Origin of the sequence: Acinetobacter sp. ANC 3781 (genome assembly GCF_004331285.1) — a bacterium.
Lineage (GTDB): Bacteria > Pseudomonadota > Gammaproteobacteria > Pseudomonadales > Moraxellaceae > Acinetobacter.
The window spans coordinates 80,232-100,655 of the sequence record NZ_SJOH01000002.1; the positions used below are offsets into that span (position 1 = coordinate 80,232).

Consider the following 20,424-nt stretch of genomic DNA (forward strand, 5'->3'; position numbering starts at 1 on the left):
AATTAATACTTTGAAATTAGGCCAACATGCGTAAAGCTTGTTCCAGTCCACGTTGCTTAAGCCCTGCTCCAGCACCGAACCATGCAGAATCCAAACGGTGATCCTGACTCATGGCACGACGTTCGTGATCGGCAAATTCTGTGATACTGCATAGCAAACCATAAGCGGTGTCTTTGGCTGAACTCAGTTCTGCACCTCGTCCTTGTCCATTAAACATGGTCATGACTTTTGACATCGCGCGACCATTCGGTTCAGTCTTGTTGTCAGCTTTAGTGGCTGAATTGGCTTGGGTGGCGACATTACGATAGAACTGAATAATGCCATCCTCCTGCTCGGTTGGACTTAAGCTGGTATTGTTAAACACGGCATCGAAATACGCGGCTGCTTCTGTCTGGGTGACTTTACGCTGACTGAGTTGTTTCATTTCATACATATGTTCATCCCATGCACGGACGGATATACCGAGTTGCTGCTTAATTTTTTCTGCATCGAACTTGGTACTGTGTGGCACTTTGACCACTCCTGCGCTTGAGCTTTGTCCTTTTAAGGCAATCGCCAGTGTGTTGTTACACACCACACGGATTGAAGTGAATTGTGCTGTGGTGGCTAAGGTGCCATCACAAGCAGTGGCTAAGAGAATGTAGCCATTGCTGACATCTTTACCCTTTAAGGCTGAAGTCTGTCCAGTTTTGGCTAAAGCCCAGAACTTCTTCCCGCCTTTCAGCACCCCAGCGGTTTCTAACTCAAAGCCCGATTGTTCAGTCAGATCACGATAAAACTCCAAGATCTGTTTAGGTTGCACTTCCTGATAACGCTGACTGACCACAGATAACGGTGCATGGGTATCAGAGCGATACAACACCCGCTGTTCTTCATAGGGCATGATGATACTTTGCCCCCGTTCATTCTGTGCCATGTAACTGACATCTGAAGATTCAATACACCAATCCATGCCTGCCTGCTGTGCCCAGACTTCAATCGGTTGATTTTGCGTAAGTTGATTACCTAAGCCATGCCAAGGGGTTTCTCCGACATAGGCCATTTGTTCAATTTGATGTGCCATGATTTTAATTCCTATAAAAAGTTGAATTGCTGTAAAAGGTAATTGAATGAATTCATTTAAAAATTAGTTGCGGATACTCGGACTAAAATCGCGGTCACAGTCATTGCAGTAATAATGTCGGCTATAAACAGGATGGGAGTTACTTTGAACTTCATCTTCCGCTATCAGCATCCAAATGCCACCGATCAGCACCCCGACGAGGGCACCTGCAATCGGGGGGATGTTTAAACTTTTAGAAACACTGATACCCAACGTCGCCAGTGCTAGAGGTGACATCACATTGTTTTGCGCTGAAGGTGAATTGCTGTTGCTGTTGCTGACGAAGTGTTGTGGAGATTCCAGCAGTACCGTGTCTCGGGACTGACAATAAGGACAAGGCAAACTCATCTGACTAATTCCTGTAATAAAAAATGAGTGAAATAAAAAAAGCCTGCTTTGGGGGAAAGCAGGCAAAACGTGAATTGGGTTATTGCATAGGGCTGTTTTGAAGGAGCCTCATGCTTCTCATTTAAATGATATGTATCTGTATTTTTTTAGAATGTGATTTTAATCGATGCTTTTTTAAATCAATTTTAATGTCTTGATACAGGGATCAATTGACCTGATTTTTATCAGCGATTATGATGCAAGGGCTGGCCTACATTGCCAGTCGGTTTTAGCAGACCGCAGATCCAGCACGGTATATGAAAGTAATTTTGTATGTCGTGGAACCCTCGTGTCCCCCTGTTGTTGCGGTAGGACGGGAGGGGGACGCCTTGTGCGTGCTGGTTCCTTGGATCCCAGTCTGCTAACCCCCTTTCGTTCTGCCACCATTATTTAGCAGTAATTTGGTAGAACTTCTTATAATTCCAAGGAGTCATCTATCATGATTCAATTTACTGTGCTTTCTTCCCCTACACTCACTTCATTTATACCTACTTCTCGACTTCGGCATTTCATTCCGATTCCAACATTTTATTTAACTTCTGTGCACTGATTCATTTCACCGCACTGATCATCCACTGAGTTTTTAATTCAAGGGCTGCTTTGTGCTGGAAAAGCCTTATGAAATTGATCGCACAGCTGATTTTAATTGTCGTCGTGGTGGCGATGCTTGGCCCCTTTGTTTTTGTGCTTGGCGGGCTATGGCTGCTGATTTATCTGGCAGGCTGGCATAAATAAATCCATCCGTATGACTTTAGAACAATAGATAACAATGATTTGGAACAGAAATGAAATATCAAACTTGGTTTGGGGTAATCACCATTCTCCTCAGTAGCACCTTACTGACTGCCTGTGACAGCAAGGTCAAACGCGACTTTAAAGCTGGCTGTCAGGCGGGTGGTTTAGACCGCTCCACTTGTGGCTGTATTTACGACAAAGTCGAAGCGCATTACTCGCCTGAATTTATGCAACAAATGGCGGATGTCACGGTTAGGGAAACGATGCAACCTCCTGAAGATTTTAACGTGGTGATGGCACACGCTGTTCAGCAATGTCAGTCATAAATTCAAGCATCTGGGGAAACACATGAAAAACTATTTAATTATCGGCTATGTGCTGATCGCACTAATTTGCTCAGTATATTTCAAGAATTGCAGCAGTACGGCACATTACAGCTATGCCTACAATCTCGGTAAAGCCGTGGTTTGGCCTGTGACGATTTTTAAGAACTAAGCCAGAGGCATAACCAAATGAAAAAACTCATCTTGACCTGTGGCCTCAGTCTGATCTGCACTTCACTGTTTGCACAATTCAATAAAGTAACCGTCATCGTCAAAAAGATCGAAGGCTTTAGTGAATCAGGTGATACCTTTAGTTTTAAAACCACTTTAGGTAAGCGTTATCAAGTTTATAACGCAGGTGGTAGCAATCCAATTCAGGGTGAAGAACTGATTTCCAGTTCAATTAAAAGCAAAAAAGCCATTTGCCTACATCTAGATGTAGATAAAACTGAACCACGTTTGGTGCAATCAGTTCACAAAGGTAAATGTAAATAAACATAAAGAACGAACAACGACTTTATTCATATATGAAATAAGCAATTTTTTAGGAATTCAGCCATGAAACTGATTCACCCGATTCTTTTATCCAGTGTATTAATACTGTACTTAACGGCTTGTAGTCCAGCCAAAGAATCTCAAGCCACAGAAGAACCCAAAGCAACAACAGATCAAAATACAGCCGCTACCGCAAATAGCACTTCTGATCAGTCTGAGACATCTGATCAGTCTGAGACATCCAATCAGTCCGAAGATGATTTTGTCGTTGATAAATCATTTTTAGAAAATGGCGCTGATGCTGAGCAAATGACTGAACTGTCACAGGAACAACCGATCCAAGAACAGTTTGAAGTGCGTGTCCGTCGTGATCAATCGCAATATTCCGGGACAGGCTATGTGGATAAACTCAATATCATGTCACTAGACCTCTTGCGAAAGTAAAAACCACCTCAATATAGATTTCATGAGATATCAGAAATTAAACCGTTTTTCAGATTCTGAATTTAAACGCCTGGTTGGCGTACCTCGACCAGTTTTTACCGAAATGGTAGATGTTTTAGAAAAAGCAGAATCACTCAAAAAGAAATCAGGTCGTCCTCATACTTTAGATTTAGAGGATCAGTTGTTATTAACGCTCAATTACTTACGGAACTACAGCACTCAACTGGAATTGGCGGCAAATTACCATATCGCTGAAAGCAATGTGAATCGAACCATTAAAAAAGTTGAAGATGCATTAATGAAATCAAGACGTTTTACTCTGCCAAAACGAAGCATTACCACAGCAGACGAACACTTTAACTGGGTCATTATTGATGCCACAGAATGTTCAATAGAACGCCCGAAAAAAAAATCAGAGTAAGTTCTACAGTGGTAAAAAGAAGAAACATACGCTAAAAGTACAAGTGATCTATCATCCAAAGAGCAAACAAATCATAGGGCTAGATATATCGAATGGCAGTCAGCATGACATTAAACTGGCAAGAAAAACGGTTAAGAAATTCAAACATTGTGAATATGTTATGACCGATTTAGGTTACTATGGATTAGAGCAAGATGGCTTTAAGTTATTGATGCCAATAAAGAAAAAGAAGAATTTACCCTTATTTGATGTTGAGAAAAAGTACAATAAAATGATTGGAAAAATACGAGTTGTGATCGAACACATCAATAGTCAATTGAAAACATTTAGAATATTAAGTGAACGCTATCGAAATAGACGGAAAAGATTTGGTTTACGCGTCAACTTAATAGCTGCATTGGTAAACCGGATAAATTTTCGATAATGACTTTCGCAAGAGATCTACTGAATGATGATCCAACCACCCTGACCAACGTATCAATCAATCGTGGCAATTGTAGAACCAAAGGTTTTTATGATTATCAAAATATGCGTTATGGCTCAGTGGCCCAGGTGTATCTCGGTTGTGCTGCTGAAAATGTGCGTGAAGTGACCCTCACCACCAACAGTGGATTAACCTATACCTATAATTTTTAGTCATGAATAATAAGGCAGCTTTGTTTTTGCTTCTGTATCTATGGGAATAACCTTCATTCCCATAGACTGCCCATCAGTACATGTTAGCAATATGTGCGTGCCTTCGTCTTTAAACCAAACTTAGACCTATCCGCTGACAATCAAAGGTTTTTCTACGATGCCTTGTCACTCTTAAATAATGATTTCTAGCATGGTTGTTCATGCGGGCTTTTATAACCTGCAAAGCACGTTGAATCTGCTTGTCATCCAAACAATTTACCGAGATACCCTTTAAATCGTGCTCTTCAAATGAAACGACTCCATAACCATTGGTTACATCTAACCATTGTTCACCAATTCTGCGGGCATGGTCCGTTAAAGTGACAGCTTGTGCCTGTCCAGCATAAATACAGAATAACTGAACATAATAGCCCTGCTCTGGATCATGTTTAATCTGCCAAATCACCGAATGAATGGAACGAAACAGCTCAGTATCTCTGGATCGAATTAACTTTAGAAAAGCACTTAAGTAAAGATCTAGATCATATAAGCGAATCACTGATAGCACTTCAGGTTTAATACTTAAATAAATTGGAAAGATGGTTAATTGATCTTGTTGTTGTATACATTCTGATAAGAAGCGTTCAGCCTTTTTCACCTGCTTCTTATACTCGTTCTGATCATATTGATAATCCGCTTCAATCAACCCGGCTTGATCTTGCACATATTTGATAAAACCTTCCACCACATGATCAGGTAAGTCTTGAATAGAATCGTAGAACTTAAACGCATTGGCTTTAAAGATGATCTGCTCAAGATGCTTAAACACAATAATGGCAGCGATGTAATTATTCCCATCTACAAAAAATCGTCTGGATTTCTTAATCAAGGGAATGATCTGCTGTTTGAATTGCTCAACACTGATTTGCTTGGTTAAGATTGCTTGAATAAAGTTTTCAATTTCACAAAATGTTTGAGATTCATTGTAAGTAGTCATTGTAAAACACTTCCTAAGTTATTTATTTCATATACTTAGGAGTGCCGTAACTTTTTAATGGTGATCTAACCTAGAATCCACATTGCTGTAAGGTTTGTGCAACACCTCTACGCCAATGCACTTCAAATTGGCCCGTACCAAAGCTGCGCATATACGGTATCTTTACGCGTAAATGCTGTGCATACTTTTCAGGATTGACCAGATACATAGCAGCATTCAATGCATTACTGACTTCCATTGCAACATTGCACTGGATATGTCCTACACCTAATCGATTAAGTTCCTTAAACTGCTGCTTATGATCCGTGGTATTACAATTAAAGTACCATCCCAGATTACCTGTAATACTTTGCCATAATTTCCCAACCTGATCAGCGAGATACCAGTCACTCAAACGTTTAGATGGATCATAAATTAGCAATAAATGGCAATGATAGCCTTTTTTTGCACCCGGCTCTAATGCCCATGCATAGCCCTGTAACCCCATGAAACATCCATCTTGATTAGCTATGCGATTTCTTAAAATATTCATATGCTGTTGAACATCTTGAATACCTATATAGACCTGTTGTTCTTCGAGATAACCCAAATCGACACGCACAAATAACAGCTCAGAATAGTGGGTAATGAGTTTAGTCAGATACTGATACAGTGAATTTCGATTCTGCTGTTCTTGTTGGATAAAACGGGCTTGTTCTTTCCAGTATTCATTTCGATATTGACTCAATACACAGCATAGGATTGAAACTTGCTGAGTACTAAAATTTAAGATGTATGATGCTGATCGACCATTCAGAAAATGATCAATCCAGTACTTACACTGAATAAAATATTGGATGGATTCAGCGTAGTGAAGCTGTGCTGAATAGAAGTAATGAAAGGCTTCATATAATGTGCTGAGTGACTGTTTGAATTGCTGCTCACTCATTTGTTCAAAGCAAACGCTATAAACAAAATCTTCAATTGCAGTACAAAGATTAGACTCATTCCAAATTAGTGTAGTCAAATTCATGTTGTGATACTCATCATGTTAGGATTCATATCACAGGCATGTCTGTAATCTTTTACTTGCTCACCCATATATATGAGTAAAGAGTCAATCAACAATGAATTAAGACATTGATAAGTATATAATTATCATTAGATATAATAACTTTAATAACCCGCTAAGCTCCATCTACGACTCGACAGTAAATTGGTTAATCTGACAGAGTATAAAATACATGACTTAACCTAGCAGAGAGAAGCTAAAGTTAATTTAATCCTTTTTACCGTGTCCTCTAAATGTCAAACTCAATTCTCGATCCGTAACATAATCATTAGTTTGGTTTAACATATTTTTTAATGATTGTCTGATTTCTGGAGGGCAATAATACTTTTCAATTTTAGTCAGATACCCTATAACCCTTTGTTTAAAAATATTTTTTGTTTTTTCATCATTTACCGTTATAGAACAATAGCTCTTCTTAAATTTCGCAGGCTTTGTAGCAAGAGAGGCATGATGACATAATCCAGTGCCTTCCGTAATAGTTTCACACCAGTAAAAATTTAACTCATTCTGGATAGTCTTTACATCGCAGATCTTATCAGATGGAAAAATAAAAATAATGCGGAAATACAGTCCTAGTTTAACTTCAGACCATTCCCATTTGCCAATATAGCCAACAGAACGGCTCAAGGGATCTACATTACGCCCGTGATTTAACAATTTAGTTTTTAACTCAGCTAAATTAAGGGTTCTGCCAAGAGATTCAACCAATTTTGCTTCTCTATACAAACACAAGTCCAATGGTATGAAAGTCAAATCACCATGTTTATTAAAGAGTCCATCAACATAGTCACAATAGTCTCGATATTTCGCATTCGTTTTCTTAATCTGACTTTTAATCACTTGATCAATATCGGGTTGAGCTAAATTAACTCTTAAACAATTTACAAAATAATTCAGATTTGCTTTGTGTTGATGACTTAATTCCGAATCTAAATATGGTATATGACTCTGCAAAACCTCAGGATTATTTAATAAAATTTCAGGAATAGTTTTCGTCTGATGATTCTCATTAACATTACTTAAAGTTTCTACAAATGATTGTAAACGAACACTATATCTTTCAAGACGAAATACAAACTGGTCTGGCGATTGTGATCGGTAATATAAAAAATCATAAGGATTAAACTCTCTAGAAAGAGTCGTGGGAGCACAAAAAAAACCACCAGTAGGTTGAGGTATCATTTTAAAGAGATCACTTTTATATTTCAAAATATAAGAAATAAATTTTTCTATTTTAAACATAAAAGAAAAATCTATCTCACTTTGCGCTGGACCCAATAAGGTACTTTTAGAATCATAAAAATTAAAATGATGCTGCAATTCCTCTTCTAAAACATAAATCTCCTCAACAACCTGATCTAATGCTAATTTCACCACAGTCAACCTATATTTTTCAGAGCCTTAACCACAAAAAAACGGTTTTAAAAGCTGCTTTTTTGTACCAAAAATAATTTCTTCTGTACACAAAATAATTAAAAAAATATTATTAAAAATTAAATTGTATAAAAAATTCTTTTATTATTTTTTAAAACTATTAGTTAGTGAAAAATAATTTTCATTACGTTCATTTTCACTATTAAAATACCAATCAATTTTTTGACCACTAATCATTAGGAATTGAATCCCAAATCTTATAGTATTATCACCAATAATATTTGTAAATTTTTGTCCAAAATCAGCTGTTATAAAAAAACTGCTTACTTGGCTCAAATTTATTACTGGATTAACAAAGTAATTTATATGATTACCGTTAGCATCTACTAGATTGTCAAGATTAACTATTGTTAATGATGGAACTGCAAAATTCATTTTAAACTCCTTAAAAAATCCGACTAAATCTACTATTTTCCACCAAACAATAAAAGAAAAATTTTTTCATCAAGCATAAGCTAAACAAAAACTTTAACTGACTAGATTTTCACGTGATAAAAATTGAATTTTCTATCACAATACATAATTTCACTTTATTCGAAAAATCAAATCAGAATAATGACTTAGCTTATTTTACAAGTCAAAAATGAATTATATTTAACCAATTAATTTTATATAGAAAGAAGAAGTTTTTGATAACAGCCAAAAGTTGGCAATCTCATAACTCGTTAAATATCAATTACTTGATAGGGAGAAAGGAATGGCTTTGATCATGGCATTAGCGAATCGCAATAATAAAAAATTTCCCGAATAAGTCAGGCGACAGCAAATCAGTATTTAACTGATTCGTTTAAAAATTTTGTTTATTAAAACTTAAAGATAACGTCCCAAATACCCTATACTAAGTTCCACTATTAAATTAAGTATGTAAGGCTATGCATAAGTATAGCCTCTTATGCTTTTCAACCTGCTAACCAGGATTCTACTTGCATCCCATACCACTCCATTATCTTCACCCGCTCATCCCAGTACTGTGCTCGGTTATAGGCCGAGCGAATTCTATTCTGTGGCACATGAGCAAGCTGGCGTTCAATGGCATCTGGATTAAACAGATTCGATTCGTTTACAACTGTACTGAATAGCGATCTAAAACCATGTGTGGTCATTCGCCCCGCATAGCCTGAACGTTTGATCACAGCCAAAATAGACTCACTACGCATTGATTCTTTGTTATTCAAACGATGTGGAAATAACAGTTCCTGATTATGAGTAAGCCTCAAAGCCTTTAGCTCAGCAATCATCATGTCCGTCAACGGTACACGATGCGGAAGACGGTTCTTCATTCGTTCTTCAGGGATATCCCACTTACGTCCTTCCAAATCAAATTCTTCCCAGCGTGCTTGCAGCAACTCACTAACCCGAACGCCTGTCAGCATAATCAGAATAATCGCATGATGTGTCTGAGCATCACTTGGGTATGCTCTTACCTTTCTTAAAAATTCAGGCATTTCAGAGGCAGTAAGGGAAGCAAGGTTTTTGACTCTTTTATTCTTGAGAGCATAAACCAAATCACCTGCAGGATTATCGTAGCGATAGCCGTGTGCAATAGCGTACTTCATGACCATGCCACAGCGAGATAAGGTACGTTTGGCTACTTCAAGTGAGCCTCTTGCCTCAATCTTTTTTATGATCTGTAAAATTTCAGGTGCTTGAATCTGATTAATACGCTTATTTTCTAATGAAAGATACAATTCATCTAGAGATGCTCTGACATTGCTAATGTGCTTCGGGGACCACGTTTCTTTCTGATTCTCAAACCAATCTTCAGCTACTTCTTTAAAGAAAGGCTTTATGTCCTCATGAAGTACTGATTTTGAATGTTTATACTTAAGTTCATAAGCCATTTCTCTAGCTTTTTTCAAACTAAGTTCTGGGTATGGTCCTAGTGACTCAGATTGACGCTGCCCATGAACGGTATAGCGGACATTCCAATACTTCTGACCTTTAGTCGTAATAATCAGCGATAAACCATGTGAATCTGATAGACGATATTGCTTATCTTGCGGTTGAGCTTTTCTACATTCTGCATCTGTGAGTGACATATCTTTAACCAGAATTTGTTGTGTTAATTTCTGGGTAAATTTTCCCAATTTTTACCCACACAAAGCAAAAATAGGGTCAAATCGCTTAGGACAGTATCGGACAATACAGCCAATAAAAAAGCCTTTAAACATTGAGTTTAAAGGCTTTTTTATATTCCGATGGACTACTTCAGAAAGAATTTTGGTGGAGGTGGCGGGAGTTGAACCCGCGTCCGCCAGCATTACGCTCGAGAATACTACATGCTTAGATATCGTCTATTGTTTTAACTCTTTGTGACCCGACGAACAGGATACAAATCGCGATCCTCTTAATTTAGTATAAAGCCCCGAGGCTTGACTTTATACGGCCTTGTGTGCGTGCGCTTCAGTCGGTCTCTCTAACCACAAGTATTCGGAGAGGCGGACAAGCTGCCCTTAGGCAGCTAGAGCGTATGATTCGTCGTTTGCGACTAAAAAATGCAAATTTGATTTACGAGAGAAAATGCGCTCTCGGCATGCATCTATGAGTTTCATCACCAGCGTCGAAGCCAGAAACACCCCCAAAGTACAAAGCAATCATAGCATAAATGTCAAAAATTACGACCCCTTTTCTAAACATTTACACAACTAGATGCGCTTAATGACATTATTGCGCTAATATTTTACTTTTCAAGCCTAATAACAGAAAAAATTATGAGCTATTTACTTGCACTCGATCAGGGGACGACCTCAAGTCGTGCGATTATTTTCAACGAACATGGACAAGTTCAGGCAACCGCTCAACGTGAAACCCATATCAAAACACCACATTCAGGTTGGGTTGAGCAAGATGCCCAAGAAATCTGGACTACACAGATCGCAGTCGTACAACAAGCACTTGCCTCTGCTCACATTCTTGCTAAAAACATTAAAGCCATTGGGCTGACCAACCAACGCGAAACAACCATAGTATGGGACAAGCGTAATAGTCAGCCACTCGCTCCTGCCATTATCTGGCAAGACCGTCGCGCAACCGAATGGTGCAACCAACTCACCCAACAAAATTTACTCGATACAATTCAGCATAAAACCGGTTTACGCATAGACCCCTATTTCAGTGCCGGCAAACTGGTATGGTTATTGGAAAATATAAATGGCTTACGCAAACTTGCCGAACAAGGGCATGTCGCGTTTGGCACGGTCGATAGCTGGCTGATGTGGAACTTAACCCAAGGTGCTGAACATGTCATTGAAGCCAGTAACGCTTCTCGCACCATGCTGATGAACCTGCAAACTCAAACTTGGGATGAAGAACTGCTTGAGCTATTTAATATTCCTCATTCCGTTTTACCCAAAATTATTTCATCCGATAGCTATATTGCTGATACTGCCACCGGTTTACTGGGTGCCAACATCCCAATTACCGGTATTTTGGGCGATCAGCAATCTGCGCTTTTTGGTCAATCCTGTTTTGATGTAGGTACGGCGAAAAATACCTACGGTACCGGTTGCTTCATGCTATTTAATACCGGTCATCAAGTTCAATTTAGCCAAAATAAATTACTCAGTACACTTGCATGGCAATGCCAAAATCAAACCTGCTATGCACTGGAAGGCAGCGTGTTTATGGCAGGAGCCATTGTGCAATGGCTACGTGATGGTTTAGGGATTATTCAAAACAGCAGCGAGGTTGAAAAACTGGCTTGCCAAGTGGACGATACTGACGGCGTAGTTCTGGTACCTGCTTTTACCGGACTCGGCGCGCCACATTGGGACAGTGATGCTCGTGCCCTGCTTTGCGGGATGTCTCGCGGAACCAACAAAGCCCATATCGCGCGTGCAGCCTTAGAATCGATTGCTTTTCAGGTGTCCGATGTGCTGATGGCCATGCAGGCAGACATTAGCCATCCTTTAAAAGAATTACGCGTAGATGGGGGTGCCAGTCGCAATGATATGCTGATGCAATTTCAGGCAAATATTCTTAATGTTCCGGTACTGCGTCCAAAAATGCTGGAATCAACTGCATGGGGTGCGGCAGCAATGGCCGGTTTAAAGGCAGGCGTATTTTCTAATTTGTCAGAGATTTCCAAATCTTGGCAGCTAGACCGGGCATTTGAGCCAAATATGAATGCGGATCAGCGTCAAAGTCGTTTAACTCAGTGGCAAACGGCTTTAAAGCGGTCACGATCGGATATATAAGGTTAACGGCAATATTCTTTATCTTAAAAGCCGCTGAATTCAGCGGCTTTTTTTATGTCATGAATGATGAGCATTAATGCACGTGACTACCGCCCCCCGTACCCAATTTGGGGCGTGGTGCGAGCCAGACGATTAAAGCCGCAAAAACAAAAACCATCGCTAAAATCAAAAATACATGGTTGGCTGATAAAGTTAGAGCTTCCTTATCGACCAGACTTGATATATAGCCCAATGCCCCTTGTGAACTCACCCCAGCTTGTGTCAGGGTATTTTGTACTTCATCCACATGTAAGTTGGAAACCATTTCACTACGTGCAACTTTGGCATGGTCATCCCAAAGCGTTACGGCAATGGAAGCACCGATTGCCCCGGCCATGGTACGCAAGAAATTCATTAAGCCGGCAGCAGATGCCATTTCATGTGGCTGTACCGAAGCCAGTGCCATATTGGATAAAGGAATAAAGAAAAACGGTACCGCAAAACCTTGTAGAATTTGTGGCCATGCCAATGCCATAAAATCAGCATCAGTTGTCCAGAAAGCACGCATCAAGGTCACTACCGCCAGAAGACTTAAACCAAAACTGGCTAAAATCCTTTGGTCGTACTTGGTCGCCATTTTTGCCACAATCGGGGACATGAGCAAACTACCAAAGCCCATGGTCGCAGTGAGATAACCTGCCCATGTTGCGGTATAGCCCAAGTTAATCTGTACCCATTGTGGAATCAATACAATACTGGAGAAGAATGCCCCAAAGGCAAAGGCTAAAGACAAGACTGAGAAGGTAAAACCACGATATCTAAAAATCTGGATATTGACGACAGGATGCTGCTCAGTCATTTCCCAGATGATAAACAGAACTAATCCGACTACGGTTATCACAGCCAAGACACAAATGAAGGTACTGTTAAACCAGTCATTTTCATGTCCAAGATCGAGCATCAACTGTAATGCACCAATCCACAAAATCAGTAAAAACAGTCCAATGGTATCAATTCTGATTTTTGAAATTAACGTTTCCGCAGGTTTTAACAAGCGCAATGCGGCAATCGCACAGAAAATTCCGACTGGAATATTAATAAAGAAAATCCAGTGCCAAGACAGATTATCACTAATCGCACCACCCAAAATTGGACCCAAAATCGGTCCAACCACAGTGGTCATCGCCCACATGCCCATGGCTTGTGATTGCTTTTCCGGAGGGAAAATGCGCATTAACAAGGTCTGACTGAGCGGCATGATGGGCCCACCAAACAGGCCTTGTCCAATTCGGCAAAAGACCAGCATTTCCAAACTGGTAGATAATCCACACAGAATGGAAAAAACTGTAAAGCCAATCAGACTGATCACAAACAGTCGCACCGCACCAAAACGCCCGGCCAGCCATCCGGTCAGCGGGACACAAATCGCTTCCGCAACCGCATAGGAGGTAATAACCCAAGTCCCCTGGGAACTGGAAACCGCCAGACTGCCGGTAATATGCGGCACGGAGACATTGGCAATGGTCATGTCCAGAACCACCATAAAATTGGCCAGAGCCAATACAAAGGCAGCAAGGATCAGGCGCCCCCCTTTCAGGTCGCCAAATGGTACGTAGTTATTATTATTCATAAGCGACTACTTCGAAGCGAGGTTGATTTTCGCTTCCATCGACAAGCCTACACGTAATGGATGTTCAGCCAGCTCTTTAGGATCAAGGGCAATACGTACCGGTAAACGCTGAACCACTTTAATCCAGTTACCCGTCGCATTTTGCGCAGGAATTAAGGCAAATGCTGACCCTGTACCACCTGAAAAGCCAACCACTGTGCCATGAAACTCAACATCATCACCATATAAATCAGAAGTTAGAGTGGCTTTCTGCCCGGGTTGCACTTTTGTCAGCTGACTTTCTTTAAAGTTGGCATCGACATACAGTTTATGAATCGGTACCAGCATCATTAACACGGTACCTGCGGCAACACGCTGCCCCACCTGAATATTACGGCGGGTGATTACGCCGTCAAACGGTGCTTTAATTTCAGTACGTTCCAAATCAAGCAAAGCCTGTTTCAGTTTTGCCTGAGCAATTAGCACATCCGGAGTTGAGGTTTCATTACTGCCGCGAATCAGCGCTTCATTTGCAGCTAAAGTACTTTGTGCCGCTTTTTGACTGGATTGTGCCTGAGCCAAGCCGGCTTTAGCCAAATCCAGACCGGCTTGAGCATTATTCACGGCACTTTGTGCAGTGCTGAGTTCTTCTTTCGAAATCGCACCTGATGCACTTAATTTACTACGACGCGCCAAATCATCCTGCGCCTTATTAAATTCAGCTTGTGCTTTAGCCACCTGCGCCTCTGCACTATGAATACCGTCATCACTGACAAACACTTGTGAATTTAATGCACTGCTATTGGCTTGCGTCTGCTTGTATTGACGTTTTGCTTTCATCAATTCTGCTTGCGCCTGTGCAACCGCAATTTCTGCATCACGATTGTCGACCCGGACCAAGACATCGCCCTGTTTGACCTGTTGCGTGTCACTGACCAGAACTTGCCCAACCTGACCATTCACCATTGAGGTGATCGAAGCGGTTTCTGCACCGACATAGGCATTGTCGGTAGTGACTGAATGATTTAAAAATAATGCCCAGATTGCATATAAGATCACTGCAATAATAAAGATCATCGCGACAATACTTAAGGCTTTCTTGCGTTTTGCTTTTGCAGCAGTGTCCGAAATTTCTTTGTCTGGCTGTGTTTCTGGCAGGGTATTTTGAGCATCTGTCATCGATTATTCCTAAATCCAGCAGACTTGGTCATTACCCATCATATATGTCGTTCTGATTGATCTGAAACGAACAGCTATGCAAGACAAATGAATGTCATGAGATGGTGTCGATGAGAAAGTCATTTCTTGTTTAATATTGACGACACATTTTAATGACAAAAAATCATGATGTGATAATAAAAATGTAACTCACCAGTTTTTAAAAATGATTTCGGCACTGAATTTTCATTCAATGCCGAATATTTAATTCACTTCTTTTGAGTTTAAATGACCAAGCTTAAACTGAACTTAATAAGCATAAGAAGCAATCGCAGTGGCAATCGGCTTGTCTTCATCATTGATCAAAGTCATGCGCATAGTGCAGCCCTTACGTCCTAAACGTAAGGTTTCAGCACGGGCAATAAAATATTTTCCACGACCTGGAGCTAAATAATCGACCCGCATATCAACAGTTGCCAAACGAGTCACTTTTTTAATGGTATCCGGCAGGTCATTCGCTTCTGCTTTTTTATATAACTCGCCCATCGCAACAATGCCGCCAATACTATCCAGAATAGTTGCAGCCACACCGCCGTGTAAAATTTGAAAGGCAACATTGCCAATCATAAAAGGCTGCATTTCAATATAGGCTTCAATTTGTCCATCCACAACACGCATGACCATCTCGTTATGTTTGAAGTAAGGAGAACTATTGAATGCATGACACAACTGTTTCAGGACCACATCAATATCCACTTTCGTGCCTAAATGTATGTTACCGGTCCAATTTTTCTCTACTTGTGTCATAGTCTGCCCGAATACCTTAATTTGAGAAATAGCTATTAACTTTTGCCCCAAAATTTGATTCTAGGGCTACAATAGCCATAGTTTAATACTGATCATTGAGATTGTTATGACTTATACGTTCAATCGCCCTGCATTTCCTGCCACCCGTATGCGCCGAATTCGAAAAAATGACAAATTACGGTCTATGGTAAGTGAAACCCAGTTGACGACCGATCATCTCATTTACCCAGTATTCGTACTTCCGGGCCAAAACCAGACCCAAGATATTCCAAGTATGCCGAAGGTTCAGCGACTTTCTGCTGACCTGCTGTTAAAAAAATCAGAACGCCTGCTGGAATTGGGAGTTTCTAAACTCGCTTTATTCCCGGTAACGCCGCAGGAAGATAAAAGCCTCACTGCTGAAGCTGCCTGGCATGAAGATGGCTTGGTTCAAAACACCATTCGCCTGCTGAAAAAAGAATTGCCTGAAATGGTGCTGATCACTGACGGCGCACTCGACCCTTATACCACGCACGGTCAAGACGGCATTATTGATGACACGGGTTATGTTTTAAATGAAGAAACGGTTGATTGTCTGATTAAACAGGCTTTAAGTCATGCTGAAGCTGGTGCAGATGTGGTTGCACCCAGTGATATGATGGATGGCCGTATTGGTTCGATTCGTAATGCGCTTGAAGCGCATGGTCATATCTACACCAGTATCATGGCGTACTCGGCTAAATATGCGTCTAGCTTCTATGGGCCTTTCCGTGATGCGGTGGGTTCATCCAGCAACCTGAAAGGTGGCAACAAATACAATTACCAGATGGATATCGGCAACCGCGCTGAAGCCTTGCATGAAATTGCATTGGATATTCAGGAAGGTGCAGACATGGTGATTGTGAAACCGGGTATGCCTTATCTCGATATCGTGCGTGAAGCAAAAGATACTTTTGGTATACCCACTTTTGTTTATCAAGTCAGCGGTGAATACGCGATGCTGGCCGGTGCCATTCAAAATGGCTGGTTATCAGAAGATGTGATTATTGAATCGCTGATGAGTTGCCGCCGTGCCGGTGCCGATGGCATCTGGACTTACTTCGCTGAAGAAGCTGCGCTTAAACTGAAAAACATGAAATAAGGAATAGTGGTTTAAGCGATGAAAGTTGCTATTATTGGAGCAGGCATTAGCGGTCTATTGTCTGCTTTAGAGCTTGTGGAACAGGGATGCTCCGTGATTATTTTCGATCAGCAACAAGCGGGAAAAGCAGCCTCTTGGGCCGGTGGCGGTATTCTCTCGCCTATGTATCCTTGGCGCTATCCACGTGCGGTAAATCAATTGGCGCAACACGGTAAATCGCTATATTTAGAATGGAATAAGAAATTAGAACCGATCACGGGCATTGATTTTGAAATTCATAATACCGGTATGCTGATTCTAGATGAAAGCGATTTTGATATCGGACAGCGTTATGCCGAGCAGTTTGATGAACCGATGCAGCAATGCCAACTTTTACAACAGCCGCGACTTCAGCAGATCAATCCGCATCTTTCAGGGCAATTTAGCCAAGCGCTGTATTTTTCGCAGCTGTCTAATGTCCGTAATCCACGTCTGCTCAAATCCATAATCAGTTATTTAAAACAGCACCCGCAGGTACAATTCTATGAAAATACCTGGGTGGATCATTTTCATATTCAACAGCAGCGCGTGACTTCCATTCAGACCCAATCTGGCCAACAGATTCAGGCCGACCAAATCGTCATTGCCACAGGTGCATGGTCCGCGCACTGGTCGCAGCAATTGAATATGAGCATTCCGGTCAACCCCGTTCAGGGACAAATGCTGCTGTTTAAAACCCCTGAAAAGTGGTTGCCGACCATTTGCATGAATAAGGTGATGTACCTGATTCCACGTCAGGACGGGCATGTAGTCTGTGGCTCCAGTATGGATGAACTGGGTTTTGAACATCGACCGAATATTCACACCCAACAGACTATTTACAAAGCCTGTCTGGAAATGGTGCCGGAACTTGAGAGTTTTCCAATTGCGAAACAATGGGCAGGACTCAGACCAAGTTCACCTACTGGTGTGCCCTATATTGGGAAAATGCCAGAGTTTGATAATCTATGGGCCAACTTCGGACATTTCCGTAATGGTCTGTGTATGGGGCCTGCCTCGGCACGTTTATTACGACAGCTGATACTTGAACAGCCCACCTTTGTAGATCCTGCCGCTTTTAGTACGCAGAGACTAAGACCTGAAGCTTTAGCAGCTCGCTAGAATATCGGCCAGAGCCAGTTTTAACGTAGGATATTTAAACTCGAATCCTAGCTCCTGCAGTGCTTTCGGTTGTACATATTGACCGTTTAAAACCAGTTGTGATTGTTCGCCCAGCATCCCCTTCAAAACAAAAGCCGGTAAACAGCATAAAGGTTTACGATGCAGCTGCTGTGCAGCGGTTTGAGCAAATTGTGTTTGGGTCATTTTTTCTGGGCAGACCACATTAAAAATTTGTGAGCTGGTTTCTTTTGTCAGGAGGAACTCAATCACGCGCAATACATCTTGAACATGCACCCATACCACCGGTTGCCGACCATGTCCGATACGCCCCACCATATTCAGTTTAATCGGCAACAGCATACGTGGAAGAATGCCCCCCTTCTTTGCAAACACAATTCCGAAGCGCACAATTTTGGTATTTTGTTGCTGAAAACTTAATGCCGCCTGTTCCCATAACTGACACAGTTCCGACATAAAAATAGATTGTGGGGCAGACTGTTCGGTACACATGGTTGACCATTGTTCACTCGGGTCAATACCGTAATAGCCCACTGCAGAACCGGAGATAATACGTTTCGGAAAAATCTGTCTTTTTTCTAAGTATCTGTAAAGCTGGTGGGTAACTTCAACCCGACTCTGAATGAGTTGCTGCTTTCTTTTTGCGGTCCAGCGTGACTGGCCAATATTTTCACCCGCTAGGTTAATCACATAATCAATCCGGTCCGTTTTAAGTTCCTCCAGACTTTGAACCCAGCTCAGATCAGGATGATTGGAAATCTTGTTTTTCTGACGTGTCAGACCAATCACTGCGTAATCACGCGACAATAAATAAGGCAATAGATGCGAACCAATAAAACCACTTGCACCCGTTACCAGTACGTTTTCTTTTAGCATTCGACTACCTCACTGTATTCCTATCTATAAAATAGGCTTATTTTTAGTTCAAACGTATCTCAATTTATCTTAGCCAAGCATTTTTTTTGCCATACGTTGGGCTTGTTTACCGTAAAACCAAAAGCTGATCAGATAAAATGGAATCATAAAAATGAGTAAGCGCGAGATAAGCAGCAATTGAAACTCACTTTGTGAGACAAAATCCCACCATAATTTAAAAATATTGGGCTGGTTAAAATTGAAGATCAGCTGACCAAAAATTGCAAAAACATAGTTATATAAAAAGAAAATCAAAACAAAAATTAAACTGAATCTGTTACGTTCGATTTTGGTCGGTGCATGCTGTTCGTCACGAATAAATTTAAACAATACCAAAATCATCGCAATTAAATAAGGAAATGCGGTTAATACTTGACCCACTACATTTGGTAAAAAACCGGCAATAATCCCTGCAAGCAGAGTAAATAAAATTAAATATATAAAAAACCTTAAGAAATATTTACTCATTAGATTAATTTGACGACCAAATTTACGATAAGGACGCCTATTATAAAAAAAAATGAATTTTTTTTCATTTTATTGTCAACCAATCTGTAATCCCCTGCGTTATATAGGGTAAGAAGTTCATAAACCCGTTAATTTGTACCGGCATCCACAATATTTTCGGTGAACTTTTACTAAAGCAATAAACTTAGTTTCAAATTTTAGTACGGAACAGCAGCCCAAGCTAAAACTTGCAACAAATTTTTTGACCGACGATTTCACCATCACTCGAATCGTCGGTCTTTTATTTTCTAGAGTCTATTTTTTCTTAGATTTCAATTTTAAAATTACCTTATCTTTATCTAATAAAAAAATTCATTTTTAAATTATTATTTATTTACTATCTATCAATTTTTTATAAAATTATTCTTGTTAGATCAGCTCACTAATCGATACTTAGATTCTTTTATCGAGTAAGAAAATTTCGATGAGGTGAAAATCACAAGAATAGTAAAACTATTATTCTGGATCTAATTTTTAAACTAACTTAGAACTTATTTATCCATAAAAATAAATTTATTATTTTGAAATTATTGAAAAAATAACTAGAATACCAATGTTTTTAAGTTTTATATTAATTATCGGGGTACTTATGAAAAAATTACTAGCAGTTGCTTTAGCAACTACAGCAGTTACCTTCGCTGGCTGTTCAATCCGTATGGCAGATATGACAGTAGCTTCTACTAAAAACTACAATATCAATTCAAATCAATTTGTAAAAGGTGAACGTGTTCGAGCTGAGGACAAAGTACCTGTAGTGCTCTTTCCACTTGGTATTCCTAACTTTAAAACAGCAGTGGACAGAGCTATCGAGAAAAATCCTTGTTCAGTTGCATTATCGGATGTAGTTATTACTCAGCTGAATCAGGCATTTATTTTCGGTCAAATTGGCTATCGTGTTGAAGGAACTCAAATTCTTGATATGTCACAACCAAATTGCAAAAAATAAAAATATATATGTCTTTATAAAAAAC

Annotated in this window: 20 protein-coding genes, 1 other RNA gene and 1 pseudogene; 9 read left to right on the forward strand and 13 right to left on the reverse strand. The window is 40.2% G+C overall.

The window, feature by feature from the left end:
• Positions 1-16: 16 nt before the first annotated feature.
• Together E0H89_RS02020 and E0H89_RS02025 are read right to left on the reverse strand one after the other, a co-directional pair.
• The gene (locus E0H89_RS02020) at positions 17-1,063 is read right to left on the reverse strand and encodes a DUF932 domain-containing protein (protein ID WP_131214155.1); all 1,047 of its coding nucleotides are present in this window, start codon (positions 1,061-1,063) and stop codon (positions 17-19) included.
• A gap of 63 nt (positions 1,064-1,126) precedes the next feature.
• Positions 1,127-1,450, reverse strand: a complete 324-nt coding sequence (locus tag E0H89_RS02025) for a hypothetical protein (protein ID WP_131214158.1) — start codon at positions 1,448-1,450, stop codon at positions 1,127-1,129.
• A gap of 824 nt (positions 1,451-2,274) precedes the next feature.
• Here E0H89_RS02025 and E0H89_RS02030 point away from each other — a divergent pair.
• The 5 genes and pseudogenes from E0H89_RS02030 to E0H89_RS02050 all read left to right on the forward strand — a co-directional run.
• Positions 2,275-2,550, forward strand: a complete 276-nt coding sequence (locus E0H89_RS02030) for a hypothetical protein (protein ID WP_131214160.1) — start codon at positions 2,275-2,277, stop codon at positions 2,548-2,550.
• 186 nt (positions 2,551-2,736) lie between these two features.
• On the forward strand, positions 2,737-3,042 hold the full coding sequence (locus E0H89_RS02035) for a hypothetical protein (protein WP_131214162.1): 306 nt from the start codon (positions 2,737-2,739) through the stop codon (positions 3,040-3,042).
• Positions 3,043-3,105: 63 nt separating this feature from the next.
• Complete coding sequence (locus E0H89_RS02040) at positions 3,106-3,486, forward strand: hypothetical protein (protein WP_250697815.1); 381 nt, start codon at positions 3,106-3,108, stop codon at positions 3,484-3,486.
• A 22-nt stretch (positions 3,487-3,508) separates the two neighbouring features.
• Positions 3,509-4,331, forward strand: a protein-coding gene (locus E0H89_RS02045) for an IS5 family transposase (protein ID WP_131214165.1) whose coding sequence is annotated in 2 segments (ribosomal slippage) — positions 3,509-3,889 and positions 3,891-4,331 — 822 coding nt in all. Because the reading frame shifts where the segments join, the coding sequence is not laid out codon by codon here.
• A gap of 20 nt (positions 4,332-4,351) precedes the next feature.
• Positions 4,352-4,543 (forward strand): annotated as a pseudogene (locus E0H89_RS02050) (hypothetical protein); the annotation flags it as partial.
• Between the two features lie 109 nt (positions 4,544-4,652).
• Here E0H89_RS02050 and E0H89_RS02055 read toward each other — a convergent pair.
• From E0H89_RS02055 to ssrA, 6 genes are all read right to left on the reverse strand, one after another.
• Positions 4,653-5,519 carry a hypothetical protein gene (locus E0H89_RS02055; RefSeq protein WP_131214167.1) on the reverse strand — a complete coding sequence of 289 codons (867 nt, stop codon included), beginning with the start codon at positions 5,517-5,519 and terminating at the stop codon, positions 4,653-4,655.
• A 70-nt stretch (positions 5,520-5,589) separates the two neighbouring features.
• On the reverse strand, positions 5,590-6,531 hold the full coding sequence (locus E0H89_RS02060) for a YagK/YfjJ domain-containing protein (protein ID WP_131214169.1): 942 nt from the start codon (positions 6,529-6,531) through the stop codon (positions 5,590-5,592).
• Between the two features lie 246 nt (positions 6,532-6,777).
• The gene (locus E0H89_RS02065) at positions 6,778-7,944 is read right to left on the reverse strand and encodes a hypothetical protein (RefSeq protein ID WP_131214171.1); all 1,167 of its coding nucleotides are present in this window, start codon (positions 7,942-7,944) and stop codon (positions 6,778-6,780) included.
• Positions 7,945-8,088: 144 nt separating this feature from the next.
• The gene (locus E0H89_RS02070; RefSeq protein WP_131214173.1) at positions 8,089-8,379 is read right to left on the reverse strand and encodes a hypothetical protein; all 291 of its coding nucleotides are present in this window, start codon (positions 8,377-8,379) and stop codon (positions 8,089-8,091) included.
• A gap of 524 nt (positions 8,380-8,903) precedes the next feature.
• Positions 8,904-10,043, reverse strand: coding sequence for a tyrosine-type recombinase/integrase (locus tag E0H89_RS02075; protein WP_131214175.1), 1,140 nt, complete (start codon positions 10,041-10,043; stop codon positions 8,904-8,906).
• Positions 10,044-10,225: 182 nt separating this feature from the next.
• Positions 10,226-10,584, reverse strand: a transfer-messenger RNA (tmRNA) gene (gene ssrA / locus E0H89_RS02080).
• Positions 10,585-10,715: 131 nt separating this feature from the next.
• On the opposite strand from ssrA, the gene glpK reads away from it, so the two are divergent.
• Positions 10,716-12,200 (forward strand): glycerol kinase GlpK, encoded by a 1,485-nt coding sequence (glpK, locus tag E0H89_RS02085; protein WP_131214177.1) that lies wholly within the window; start codon positions 10,716-10,718, stop codon positions 12,198-12,200.
• Positions 12,201-12,273: 73 nt separating this feature from the next.
• Here the strand turns inward: glpK and E0H89_RS02090 are convergent, their stop codons facing one another.
• The 3 genes from E0H89_RS02090 to E0H89_RS02100 form a co-directional block, all read right to left on the reverse strand.
• Positions 12,274-13,809 carry a DHA2 family efflux MFS transporter permease subunit gene (locus E0H89_RS02090; RefSeq protein ID WP_131214180.1) on the reverse strand — a complete coding sequence of 512 codons (1,536 nt, stop codon included), beginning with the start codon at positions 13,807-13,809 and terminating at the stop codon, positions 12,274-12,276.
• 6 nt (positions 13,810-13,815) lie between these two features.
• Positions 13,816-14,967, reverse strand: a complete 1,152-nt coding sequence (locus tag E0H89_RS02095) for an HlyD family secretion protein (RefSeq protein WP_131214182.1) — start codon at positions 14,965-14,967, stop codon at positions 13,816-13,818.
• Positions 14,968-15,255: 288 nt separating this feature from the next.
• A complete protein-coding gene (locus E0H89_RS02100; RefSeq protein ID WP_131214184.1) occupies positions 15,256-15,753 on the reverse strand; it encodes a thioesterase family protein in 498 nt (165 codons plus the stop codon).
• A gap of 106 nt (positions 15,754-15,859) precedes the next feature.
• Here E0H89_RS02100 and hemB point away from each other — a divergent pair, with 106 nt between their 5' ends.
• Positions 15,860-16,873: a porphobilinogen synthase gene (gene hemB / locus E0H89_RS02105; protein WP_131214187.1), complete on the forward strand. Its 1,014-nt coding sequence runs from the start codon at positions 15,860-15,862 to the stop codon at positions 16,871-16,873.
• 18 nt (positions 16,874-16,891) lie between these two features.
• Positions 16,892-18,013 (forward strand): glycine oxidase ThiO, encoded by a 1,122-nt coding sequence (thiO, locus tag E0H89_RS02110; protein WP_131214189.1) that lies wholly within the window; start codon positions 16,892-16,894, stop codon positions 18,011-18,013.
• On the opposite strand, the gene E0H89_RS02115 is transcribed toward thiO, so the two are convergent.
• On the reverse strand, positions 17,999-18,907 hold the full coding sequence (locus E0H89_RS02115) for a TIGR01777 family oxidoreductase (protein ID WP_131214191.1): 909 nt from the start codon (positions 18,905-18,907) through the stop codon (positions 17,999-18,001). The two genes, thiO and E0H89_RS02115, sit on opposite strands and share 15 nt — an antisense overlap.
• A 69-nt stretch (positions 18,908-18,976) precedes the next feature.
• Positions 18,977-19,414: an ABZJ_00895 family protein gene (locus E0H89_RS02120; protein WP_205755848.1), complete on the reverse strand. Its 438-nt coding sequence runs from the start codon at positions 19,412-19,414 to the stop codon at positions 18,977-18,979.
• Between the two features lie 628 nt (positions 19,415-20,042).
• On the opposite strand from E0H89_RS02120, the gene E0H89_RS02125 reads away from it, so the two are divergent.
• Positions 20,043-20,399 (forward strand): hypothetical protein, encoded by a 357-nt coding sequence (locus E0H89_RS02125; protein ID WP_131214193.1) that lies wholly within the window; start codon positions 20,043-20,045, stop codon positions 20,397-20,399.
• Positions 20,400-20,424: the final 25 nt, after the last annotated feature.